An 11,358-nucleotide genomic window follows, 5' to 3' on the forward strand; every position below is an offset into this window, starting at 1 on the left:
CAGTAGCCTGCGCCCATGCGAGCGACGTCGTCGGTCATCGTGGGGCGGGCCGCAGAGATCCGGCTTCTGGACGAGGCCCTGGAAAGCGCCGGGCAGGGTGCCGGACGGGCGGTGTTCCTCGTCGGCGAGGCGGGGATCGGAAAGTCCCGGCTGGCCGGCGAGTCCGCCCTGCGCGCCTACGACCGGGACATGCCGGTCCTGCGCGGACGCGCCACGTCCACCGGGCTCGTCGTGCCCTTCCGCCCCCTGGTCGAGGCCCTCTCCTCGCGGTTCCGGGCCGCCGGCGCGCCGGACGACCCCGAACTCCAGCCGTACCGGCCCGCGTTGGCCGGCCTCGTACCCGAGTGGCGGGCCGCTGCGGTGGCGCCCGGATACGCGATCTCCCTGGTCGAACTGGCCGAGGCGCTGCTCAGGCTGCTGGCGGTGCTCGGCCGCGAGCGGGGCTGCCTGATCCTGCTGGAGGACCTGCACGACTCCGACACCGAGACGATCGCGGTCGTCGAGTACCTCGTCGACAACCTGGCGGAACTGCCGGTCCTCCTGGTCGGCACGCTCCGGCCCGACCCCGGCCCGGCGCTGGACCTCGCGCTCGCCGCCGAGCTGCGCAACACCGCCTCGCTCGGGGAGCTGGGGCCGCTGGACGAGAGCGCCGTACGGGACATGGCGGCCGCGTGCCTGGACGCCGGGCCGGGAGAGGTGCCCCCGGCGGCGCACCGCCACCTCGCGCAGTGGGCGGGCGGGAACCCGTACCTGGTGGAGGTGCTCCTGGCCGACCTGCTGGACACCGGACGGCTCGGCAGGACCGACGACGGCTGGCGGCTGGCGGAGCAGGACGGGGCGACGGTGCCGGCGGGCGCGGTCCGCAGCTGGGCGCGCCGGCTGGACCGGCTCGACGAACCGGTGCGAGAACTGCTGCTCGTCGCGGCGACGCTCGGCGGCCGGTTCTCCGTCGGGGCCCTCAGGGCGGTGACCGGACTCGACGACCGGGCGCTGTTCGCCCACCTCCGGTCGGCCTTCGAGGTGGGGATCATCGCCCCGGACGGGGCCGCCCACGACCACTACACCTTCCGGCACGCCCTGACGGCGGACGCGCTCAGGGCCTCGCTGCCGCCCGCGGAACAGGCCGCGCTGGCCCGGCGCGCGGCCTCGGCCATCGAGGAGTCCGCCGCGGAACTCTGCGGAGACCAGCGCCAGTTGGTGGCCACGCTGCGGCTGGCGGCGGGCGACAGGGTGGCGGCGTCCCGGCAGTTCGCCCAGGTCGGCAGGCAGATGCTGGACGCCGGTGCGTCGGGCTCGGCCGCCGTGCTGCTGGAGCGCGCCCGGGGGCTCGCCTCCGACGAGGAGCGGGACGAGGTCACGGTGCAACTCGCCATCGCCCAGGCCGAGTCCGGGCGCCTCCACGAGGCGGCCGCACTCCTCGACGACCTTCCGCCCGCGGCCGCCGGGTCGCGTGCCGCGGAGGAGCGGGCCCAGGCGCACACGCAGGTCGCCTGGGTCGCGACCATGGCGGAGCAGCAGGAGGAGGCGGGCCGCCGGATCCGGGCGGCCCGCACCCTGCTCGGGGCCGCCCCGCGACCGGAACAGGAGGCGGCGCTCGCGGTGGTCGAGGGCCATCTCGCGCTGCTGCCGGAGCAGGACGGCGGCAGGAGCGACCCGGCGGTCCGGGACGGCGAGGACGGCCGCGGGCGACGGGAAGAGGCGGAACGTTCCGCCAGGAGCGCCGCGCTCACCGCGGAGCAGCGCGGCCGGCCCGTGGTGGCCTGCCAGGCGTGGCAGCTGCTGGCGATGCTGTCCCGGGAGCGCGGCTTCGACGAGGCCGACGCCTGCCTGGAACGGATGCTCGCCGTCGCCGAGGAGCACCGCCTGGCCCTGTACCGGGCCGAGGCACTGGTGCGGCTCGGCACCAACGCGTTCATGCGGACCGGTGGGGCGACCCGTCTGGAGGCCGCCCGCACGGCCGCCCACGAACTCGGTTCGCTGGCCCTGCTCCAGACCGTCGACGGCCTGCTCGCCATGCAGAGCGTGCTCGGAGGGCGATGGGACCGGGCCCGGGAGATCGTCGAGCGGTCGGTGGAGGCCAGCGCCCGCCTCCAGAACCTGTCGACGCACCGCTACCTGCTCCTCGTCGACGCCACGCTCGCCGCCCACCAGGGGCGGGCCCGCGACCAGGACCGGGCCCTGGTCCGGTTCCGCCGGGCGGGCGGCGAGGAATCCATGCTCGTACCGCTGCAGCGCGGACTGTGCCAGGCCGTGGGCGCGCTGATGGGGGAGGACCGGCAACGGGCGAAGGCCGAACTCGACGCGGCGCTGGAGTGGGAGCGGGAGCACCCGAGCTTCTTCTACCTCAGCGGCCGCTACGGGCTCGGCCCCCTGCTGCGGATCCTCGACGGCGAGGACGCGGGCCGGGAGGCGTACCGGGAGGCCCTGGACTCGCCGGGCGGCCAGCTGGCCTGGAACCGGATGTTCCTCGGCCTGGCGGACGCGGTGCTGCGCGGCCGGGACGGGGACCCGGACGGCGCGCTGCGCGCCGTGGAGCGGGCCGGCCGGGCGGCGACGGTGTTCCCGCAGGCGTGGCACCTCGCGCTGCGGCTGACCGCCGAGGCGGCGCTCGCCGACTCCTGGGGCGACCCGGTCGCCTGGCTGCGGACCGCCGAGGAGTACTTCCACGAGGCGGGCGTGACTCCGGTGGCCGGGGCCTGCCGGGCCGTCCTGCGGCAGGCGGGGGTCAGCGTCCCGCAGCGCCGGGGCGGCCGGGAGCGGATCCCCGCGGGCCTGCGCACCGCGGGCGTCACGCCGCGCGAGTACGAGGTGTTCGTGCTGCTCGCGCAGCGGCCGGGCAACCAGCAGATCGCCCAGAGCCTGTGCATCTCGCCCCGGACCGTGGAGAAGCACATGGCGAGCCTGATGGTGAAGACCGGCTCGGCGGACCGCGCGGCGCTGTGCGCCCTGTCGGCGGAGTGCGCGCAGGAGTAGCGGCGGGCGGCGGGGGCCCGGTGGGGCTTGGCTGGGGGCGGGCTGGGGGCCGGGCTGGGGACGCCCCCGTCAACATGGGGGTCCGGACCCCCATAGGGGGGTGCCGGACCCCCATGGCACGGTCACGGGCGGCGCGAGTCTGCGGGCCCGGTACCGATGTGTGACGGGGTGCGGGCCGCTGATCATCGGGGGGACCGATCCGCTCCCGTCACCCTACGGAGGTTCGATGCCGCTTCCGTCCGCGCAGCCCGCAGCGTCACCCGGCACGCTCAGGTTCTCCCTCCTCGGCCCGCTCACGGTCCACCGGGACGGCCGGGCGCTGCCCCTCGGCCCGTTGAAGCAGCGGGTCGTGCTGGCGACCCTGCTCGGCTCCGCCAACAGCCCGGTGTCCGTCGACGCGCTGACCGACGCGGTCTGGCAGGAGGACCCCCCGCGTACCGCCCGCAAGAACCTCCAGGTCTACGTGAGCGCCCTGCGCACGCTGCTCGCGGACGACGGCGCGGACCGCCCCCGGCTCACCCACACGGGCGGCGGATACGTACTGCGCGTGGCGGAAGACGAGCTCGACCTCCTGGGATTCCGCTCCCTGGTGCGGGCCGCCGAGGGCCAGGGGCCCCGCCCGGCCGCCCGACTGCTGCGCCAGGCCCTCGACCTGTGGCAGGGGCCGCCGCTGGGCGACGACCTGCGGCAGTCGCCCCGGCTGGCCGAGGAGGCCGAGCGGCTGGAGCTGCGCCATCTGACGGCCTGCGAGGGCTGGGCGGAGGCGGAGCTGGAACTGGGCGGTGCGCCGGCGGTGGCCGAGGCACTGCGCGACCTGGTGGAGCGCCACCCGCTCCGGGAGCGGCTCAGGTCCGCCTGGATGTGCGCGCTGGGCCGGTCCGGCCGCCAGGCCGAGGCGCTCGCGGCGTACGACGACTACCGGCAGCTCCTCGCCCGCGAACTGGGCCTGGAGCCGGGCGGCGCCATGGCGGCCCGGTACCGCACGATCCTCGCGGGCGACGCCCGGGCCGGGGCGTCCGCGGCCGCCCGGCCGCGGACCGCCCTGCCGCCCGACCTCGCCGACTTCACCGGACACGGCGAGGAACTGCGGTACCTCGTCGACCTCCTGGAGGACGACGGCGCCGGCCGCACCGTGCTGCTGTCGGGCCCCGCGGGGGCCGGGAAGACCACCCTCGCCGTGCGGGCCGCCCACCTGCTCGGCGACCGGTTCGCCGACGGCCGGATCTGCGTCTCCCTGCGCGACGCCGACGGCCTCCCGCGCCCGCTGCCCGCGGTGCTCGCGGAGCTCGGCGAACGGACCGGCCGGAGCACGGCGTCCGGGCCCGAGGCCTGGCGGGAGTGGCTGGAGGAGCACCGCGTACTGGTGGTCCTGGACGACGTGCCCGACGAGCGCGCCGTACGGCCGCTGCTCCCGCACGGAGGGCGGGGCAGGGTGCTGCTCACCGCGCGCGGCCAGCTGGGCGGCCTGGCGCCGGTGCACCGGCTCTCCGTCCCGCCGCTCGGCACCGCCGAGTCGGTCCAGCTGCTCGCGGGGCTCGTCGGCCAGGGCCGGGTGCGGGCCGACCGGGAGGCCGCCCTGCGCATCGTGCGCGCCTGCGGCGGGTCGCCGCTGGCGGTCCGGGTGAGCGGGATGCGGCTCGCGGTGCTGCGCCACCTGCCGCTGAGGGAGTTCGCGGACCGGCTCGCCGACCCCGCGGGGGCGCTGGACGAGCTGACCTCCGGGGACGTGTCCGTCCGTCGGTGGCTGGCCCACGGCTGGGAGGCCCTGCCCGAGGAGTGGGGCCGCGACGCGGGACGGCTCGCCGCGGGCACCGGGGAGGGCCCCTTCGGCCTGACCGAGGCGGCCGAGGCCCTCGGCTGCGACGAGCGGCACGCCGTACGGGTGGTGGAGGCGCTCATCGACGCCGGCGTCGTGACGTCGCCTTGCGGCGAGGTCACGGCGCACGCCGCGCAGTACGAACTGCCGCACCTGATACGGCTGTACGCACGCGGCTCGGGACTCGCCACCCCCGTGCCGGCCTAAGGGGTGTCCGCGAAGCAGTGCCTGCGGGCGGACGGCGCTCCTTTGCGGACCCCCCCCGGGCCCTCCGGCGCCGGCTCCGGCCATCCCCCCGGGCGGCCGGAGCCGGCGCGTCAGCGGGCCGTCGGACCGGTGCTTTCCGGGGCCGGGGCCCCGCCCGTCGCGCCGGGACGGCCCGGCACGCGGCCCGCGGACCCGCCGCGCGGGACGCCCGTCGGCGGTCGGGGCGCACCGGCGACGGGGCGCGACGCGGGCGGGTGGTCACCGGCCGGCGCTGCCGTGGTGCCGCCGGAGCTCCCGCCGGCCTTCCCGCCGGCCTCCGCCGCGGCCTTCCCCGCGCCTTCGGTGCCGGGCAGGGCGGCCATCGCGAAGAACCCGGCCAGGAGGACGACCAGCCCCGACACGGCGAAGACCGTGTCGACGGGGCCGAACCGGAATCCGCCGAGCGAGCCGCCGACGTCCCGCAGCAGGGATCCGGCGAGCCAGCCGGACAGCGCCGCGGAGAGCATCGACGCCAGCCTCGTCACCGGGTAGAACACGGCCATCACCCGGCCCCGGTAGTCCGCGGGCGCCGCCGCGAGCAGCAGCGGTGACATCGCGGTGTTGAGCAGGGTGAGCGGAACGGTGAACACGAACAGCAGGGCGACAGCGCCCGGGAAGCCGGTCTGCCGGGAGTAGGCGACCAGCAGCAGACCGCTCACCAGCAGGGCGATCCAGGTGGTCCGTCGAGCCCCGAGCCACTGCACCGCCCGGCCGCCGGCCAGCGCTCCCGTGATGCCACCCGCACCCATGGCCATGCCGAGGTACCCGTAGAGGTGGGCGTCCGTGTGGAGGTGGTCGGTGGCGAAGAAGACGTTGAGGGTGCTCAGTGCGCCGACGCCGAACTGGCCGATGACGGAGAGCAGGAGCAGCGTCACCAGGAACCTGCTTCGAGCGAAGAACCGCAGGCCGTCCGTGAACTCCCGGCGCAGTCGAGCCCTTTGCCGCCCGGCGGGCTGCCGCGCGCGGCCCGGTCCGGCGGAACCCGTGCCGGGCCCGGGTACGCGGATGGAGCGGATGGCGACGTAGGACACCGCGTACGACAGGCCGTTGAAGAGCAGGGCCCACTGCAGCCCGGCGGTGAACAGCAGCGGCGCGGCGAGGGGCGGCCCGATGATCCAGGCCGTCTCACCGGTCGCCTGCCCGATGCCGGCCGCCCGGGCCCGGTCGGCGTCCCCGGTCACCAGGTCCGCCAGCACCGCGAAGCGCGCCGGGGAGAAGAACTGGCCGGCGGCGTTGAGCAGGAGCACGGTCGCGTAGACCAGGGCGAGCCAGACACCGGTCGGGAGGGCGTCGGCCGGCAGGAAGGTGACGGCCGTCAGTACGGCCACCAGACCGCCGCGGAGCACCTCGGAGCGCAGCATCGTGGCGCGCTTGTCCCAGCGGTCGACGAACACGCCCGCGAGCGGGCCGATGACCAGTACGGCGACGCTCGACGCCATCACGATGCCGCTGACCGCCAGCGGCGCCCACGACTCGTCCTTCGCCAGCACGGTGGCCACCCACAGCACCAGCGTCGTACCGAAGACGGCGTCCCCGACGGACGAGACGGCCTGGCCGAACCAGAGCCGGGTGTAGTCGCGGTTGATCAGGGTCAGCCGCGGCCTCATGACGGCCGCCCCGGCGACGAGACGACCAGCGCCATGAGGGCGGTGACCAGGGTCGTGTGGTACGCCCTCTCGAAGAACTCCCTGCTCGGGGCCGACGGGTCCGCCGCGACCGCCGCCGACCGCCCGGGGATCGCCCCGTCGGGCCGCTGGGCCCGCACCAGGCATTCCACGGCCGCGGCTCCCGAGGGCGTCTCCAGCGGCGCGCTCCCCAGGACGTACTGGGTGAGGACCAGCTCCGCGGCGAGGTCCCACCGGTCGTGTGCGACGCAGTGGACCAGCGACCGGTCGACCAGGTCCCGGGCGTGCTCCAGGGCGCCCCCGTCCAGCCCGGGGGCGGTCCGGCCGAAGTCGCCGAGGTAGAAGGCGGTGTGCGTCACGGCGTACGCCTGCGGCTCGGTGAGCGGCGCCCCGTCCTCCGGGACCGGGTCACCCGGCCCGGCGGCGCGGAAGGCGACGAGCGGGCTGTCCGGCAGGAGCTCGGCGTAGGGTTCGACCGTGTGGCGGACGCCGGCCTTGTCCGCGTAGTGGCGGATCTCGATGCGCTGGTAGGCGGACTTCCCCCGTGGTGAGAGGAACTCCGCGTCGAGTCCGGCGCGTGCCGCCCGGACCTGGGTGTCGTCGATGGCGTCGGGGGCCAGGGCGGCGTAGATCAACCCGTAGGCGGACCCGTGCTTCGGGATGCCGGCGAACAGCCGTGGAAGGTCCGGGTCCTGCCAGAGCTTGCGGACCAGGGCCCGCGCCCCGTCCAGCGCCTCCGGGGGGTCGGGCAGACGGGCCGCGCAGTGGCAGAGCAGCGCCAGTTCCAGCGCCGCCTTCGCCCGTCCGAGGGGTTGCGCCGGGGCGCCCGCCGAGAACGGGTCGAAGTGGTCCAGGTTCCCGCTCAGCCAGCCGAGCGCGCCGGCGGAGAGCCGGTCCAGGGGTGCGGACATGACTACAGGCGCCCCGTCTCTTGCAGGTAGTCGAGCAGGGCCGTGTCGACGGAGTCGCCGAACCTCGCCAGCGTCCGCGCGTCCTCGTCGTAGCGGTAGAGGTCCTGGCAGCCGATCCAGCGGTCGCGGGTCTCCTCGCCCGGCCGGTAGCCGTCGGCGACCGTGCCGACCTCCCAGTCGGGCTTGCCCGCGGTCTCCCAGCAGCTGGCCAGGGTGCCGTCCGCGCTCACCACCGCGCCGTAGCGGCCGTCGGTGTGACCGCAGGTGGCGCAGGTCTTGCGGGAGCCGGGGCGGGCGACGGTGAAGCCGAGGTCGAGCGCCCGGCGCTGCCACCGGCTGAAGGCGGCCGGGAGTTCGCCCGTGTGCAGCAGGCTGTTGGCGTAGCCCACCCCCACGTCGCCGATCCGGGCGAAGTACAGCGTGCACCGGGTCGGGTCGAGCGCGCCGGCGAGCCGGTCGACCAGGGCGTCCACGCCGTGGAAGGTCTCCTGGGAGACGTTCACCCGCAGCGTCCACTGGAGCGGGGTGGCCTCGGAGGCCTTGGCGATGTTGCCGACGATCTTGTCGAAGGTGGCACCGCCGTCCGCCCGGCCGATCCGGATCCGGTCGTGGTCGGCGCGGTCGCCGTCGAAGGTGACCTGGACGGACGTCAGCCCCAGGTCCGAGAGCCGGCGGGCCAGGGACGGGGTGAGCAGCGTGGCGTTGGAGATCATCCAGGCCGAGGTCGGCGCGATCTCCGCGGCCCGCTCCAGGAGTTCCAGGCAGCCGCGCGGGTTGAGCAGGGGCTCTCCGCCGAAGAGCAGGATCCTGAGCTTCTCCAGGCCCGCGGCGGCCATCTGCCGCTCGGTGAAGCCGAGGATGTCGGTGATGGTCTGCGAGGTGAGGCGGGTCTGGGCGATCCGGGGCGGCCGGCTGCCGCCCAACTGGTCCTGGGCGGTGTTCTGGAAGCAGTACCCGCAGCCCAGGTTGCAGTGGGTGCTGGTGAGGACGGTCAGCGCGTAGGAGCTGATCCGGCCGGTGGTCAGCATGCCGGTCTCGTGCAGCCGCCGCTCCGCCTCGGGACGCAGGCCCCCGTCGGCGGTGACGTGCCGGTCGCGCAGACGGGCGACCCCGCCCGGACCCAGGAACCACCAGTTCCGCTCGCCCTTCAGGAGGCGGGCGCCGGCGGGGAGGGGCGCGGGGTTCCCGGCGGCCGTGGCCTGCGGTCCCGCGTCCGCGCCCGCTCCGATCCTCACGGGGAGGCCGATGCTCACTGCTTGGTCGATGCTCACAGGGTCTCCCGTATGGCCGTTGCCGCCGTCAGGGCGGGCTCCTTGGTCCGGCCGCCGGTGACGACCAGCGTCATCAGCGCCACGACGAGGGTCACTTTGTAGGACTTGCGGAAGTACTCGACGGGCGTGGCGTCCGCCGGGACCCGCTCGTCGGCGGAGCGTCCGGGGATCGCTCCGTCAGGGGCCTGGGCCGCGACGAGCATCCGCAGGCCGGCCGCGCCGGAGGGTGTGCGCAGCGGATCCGCGCCCAGGGCGTACTGGGCGAGCAGCAGCTTCGGCACGACGTCCCAGTCGCCGAGTACCGCGTAGTGGTCCGTCAGGCGTTCCACCACGCGCAGGGCCCGGTCACGTTCCTCCTCGGGAAGGAGGAGGTCGCGCAGGCCGAAGTCGGTGAGGTACAAGAGGGTGTGCGCGACCTGGCAGCCGTCCAGGTCGGACACGGGCAGCGTGGCCGCGCGGGGGAGCGGACTCGCCTCGTACAGCTCCTCGTACGGGGCGAACTTGTGCTCGACGCCCGCGAGATCGGCGTAGAACCTGGCTTCCAGATGCACGAACGGCGACTTCCGGCCCGGCACCAGGTAGCCGTCGGCCGCCAGCCGGTCCAGCAGGGCGCGGGGCGCCCCGGTGGCCGACCCGGTCGGTGCCAGCGCCGCGTACATGAGCTCGAACTGGCGTGCACGCCCTCCGTCGAGGGTGAGGAGCTGCGTGAAGTCGGGCCGCTGCCAGACCTGTTCGACGACCCGGGTCACCTCGGCCAGGGCCGGGTCCGCGGGGGCGCACTTCTCCCAGTAGCGGCGGAGCATCGCGAGCTGCAGGAGGGCCTTCGCACGCGGGACCACCGGCAGTTCGGCGTGTGCCGCCGGGGAGTCGAGGTAGGCCGCGTGCAGCCCCGTCCACCGCCGTGCGCCCGCCGACAGGCGGGTCACGGCCTCATCGAGGCCTGCTGATCGCGTACTCATGGTTCTCCTTTGCGGAAACGGGCGCTTCGGCCGAGGGGGCGGCGGACGCCCCGGCCGGGAAGGCGGGGGTGGCCCCGGCCGGGAAGGCGGGGGTGGCCCCGGCCGAGGGAGCGGTGGACACCCCGGCCACCCGCTCGACGACGTCGGCCGCGCGTGCCGCGCTGTCGATCGCGGCCAGCCTGCCGCCCAGCGCATGGGCGCGGGCCCGCAGGCCGGCGTCCTGCCACGCGGACTCCAGCAGCGCCGAAGGCGCCACGGACGGGCTGTTCCGGAAGTGCACGGCCACGCCGGCCCGCAGGCAGGCGCCGGTGAGCAGGGGCTGCTCGGAGCCGTTGGGTGACAGTGCGAGGGGCCGGCCGCGAAGGAGCGCGGCCAGTACGGGCGCGGAGGTGCCGCTGCTCAGCACGAGGCCGGCGCGGTCGACGAGCGGTCCCATCCAGCGCTTGCGGACCAGCAGGACGTCGGCGCCCGGGGCGGGCTGCGGGTCGGTGGACCGGCCCTGCTCGACCACCGCCTGGAACCGGCCGCCGGTGAAGACCTCGTTGAGCCGCGGCCACAGGTTCGTGCCCTCGAAGAAGCGGCCGAGATGGACGTAGACCACGGGCTTCCCGGACCGCGCCAGGTGATCGTCGACCGCCTCGACCTCCGCCGGGTCGGGCGTCGGCTCCCAGGACAGCGGTCCCACGTGCCGGATCCGCTCCGGCAGCCGCGCACCCGGATACTCCAGCTCCGGATCCCCGCGCAGCAGCAGCGCGTCGCCCAGCAGCGGTTCGTCCCCCCAGCGGGAGGCGCGTCCCGCCAGACCCGCCTCCTCCCGGAGGTCGGTGTAGAGCCCCAGGCAGCCCTCGGTCCGGCTCCGCCGGGTCCGGCCCAGGTGCGGCTCGTCGTCGCCGCCGGACCGGTAGTCCCACAGGTGCGCCGCGAGCCCGACCACCACGACCGGGATGTCCAGCGCCTCGGCGGCGAGCAGGGCGCCGTTGCAGAGCACGGAGGTGACCAGCAGGTCGGCCCCGGTCTCGCGGGCCGCGCGTACGGTCGCCCGGTACTGCGCCGCACCGTGCGGCCCCCACCACGTGGCGGAGAACGCCCGGCGGCCGCCGAAGTCCTCGGCCGCCGCGAACGGCAGTCCGGCATCGGCGGCGACGGGCGCTGCGGTGGACCGGCCCAGCACGCTGACGTGATGGCCCCGGCGCCGTAGTTCGCGGCCGGCCGCGATCGCCGGGTAGAGGTAGCCGCCGTCACTGAGCGGACAGAGAAGGATCTTCATGGTGTGCCGCTCCTCACGGTGTGGCGGATGCCAGGGTGGCCGCGGGCCCCCGGCTCCGCGGCAGAAGCTGCCGAGAGCCGGGGGCCCGCGCGGTCATCAGACGAGATGAGGACTCGTCACATCTCGTGGGAGTGGTTGATGATGCAGGCGCCCGAGTCGACCACGCCGTCCTCGCTGTGGGCGACGACCTCGATGTCCTCGTTCTCGGTCTCGGCCTCGGGGTTGATGTTCTCGCTCATGTTCTTCTCCTTTGTTTTGCCGGCGTCGTTCCGCCGTCTGAGAAGAAAGTT

The 11,358-nt window shown here is 75.5% G+C and carries 8 protein-coding genes; 2 read left to right on the plus strand and 6 right to left on the minus strand.

All coding sequences use genetic code 11. From position 1 onward, the window contains the following. Positions 1-15: 15 nt before the first annotated feature. Both ACIRBY_RS22645 and ACIRBY_RS22650 read left to right on the plus strand, forming a co-directional pair. A complete protein-coding gene (locus ACIRBY_RS22645; protein ID WP_403902995.1) occupies positions 16-2,973 on the plus strand; it encodes a helix-turn-helix transcriptional regulator in 2,958 nt (985 codons plus the stop codon). A gap of 226 nt (positions 2,974-3,199) precedes the next feature. Beyond that, entirely contained in the window at positions 3,200-4,996 is a 1,797-nt protein-coding gene (locus tag ACIRBY_RS22650; protein ID WP_403902998.1) for a BTAD domain-containing putative transcriptional regulator, read from the plus strand. A gap of 110 nt (positions 4,997-5,106) precedes the next feature. On the opposite strand, the gene ACIRBY_RS22655 is transcribed toward ACIRBY_RS22650, so the two are convergent. The 6 genes from ACIRBY_RS22655 to ACIRBY_RS22680 form a co-directional block, all read right to left on the minus strand. After that, the gene (locus ACIRBY_RS22655; RefSeq protein ID WP_403903000.1) at positions 5,107-6,642 is read right to left on the minus strand and encodes an MFS transporter; all 1,536 of its coding nucleotides are present in this window, start codon (positions 6,640-6,642) and stop codon (positions 5,107-5,109) included. Then, the gene (locus tag ACIRBY_RS22660; RefSeq protein WP_403903003.1) at positions 6,639-7,571 is read right to left on the minus strand and encodes a DUF6895 family protein; all 933 of its coding nucleotides are present in this window, start codon (positions 7,569-7,571) and stop codon (positions 6,639-6,641) included. The genes ACIRBY_RS22655 and ACIRBY_RS22660 overlap by 4 nt, the downstream gene beginning before the upstream one ends. 2 nt (positions 7,572-7,573) lie before the next feature. Next, the gene (locus ACIRBY_RS22665; RefSeq protein ID WP_403903566.1) at positions 7,574-8,800 is read right to left on the minus strand and encodes a radical SAM protein; all 1,227 of its coding nucleotides are present in this window, start codon (positions 8,798-8,800) and stop codon (positions 7,574-7,576) included. A 38-nt stretch (positions 8,801-8,838) separates the two neighbouring features. After that, the gene (locus ACIRBY_RS22670) at positions 8,839-9,801 is read right to left on the minus strand and encodes a DUF6895 family protein (RefSeq protein ID WP_403903005.1); all 963 of its coding nucleotides are present in this window, start codon (positions 9,799-9,801) and stop codon (positions 8,839-8,841) included. Next, positions 9,773-11,068 (minus strand): glycosyltransferase, encoded by a 1,296-nt coding sequence (locus ACIRBY_RS22675; protein ID WP_403903008.1) that lies wholly within the window; start codon positions 11,066-11,068, stop codon positions 9,773-9,775. The genes ACIRBY_RS22670 and ACIRBY_RS22675 overlap by 29 nt, the downstream gene beginning before the upstream one ends. Positions 11,069-11,184: 116 nt before the next feature. Further along, positions 11,185-11,307, minus strand: a complete 123-nt coding sequence (locus ACIRBY_RS22680; protein WP_403903011.1) for a hypothetical protein — start codon at positions 11,305-11,307, stop codon at positions 11,185-11,187. Positions 11,308-11,358: the final 51 nt, after the last annotated feature.

It is taken from the genome of Streptomyces sp. NPDC096136 (genome assembly GCF_044763325.1).
In the GTDB taxonomy this organism is placed as follows: domain Bacteria; phylum Actinomycetota; class Actinomycetes; order Streptomycetales; family Streptomycetaceae; genus Streptomyces.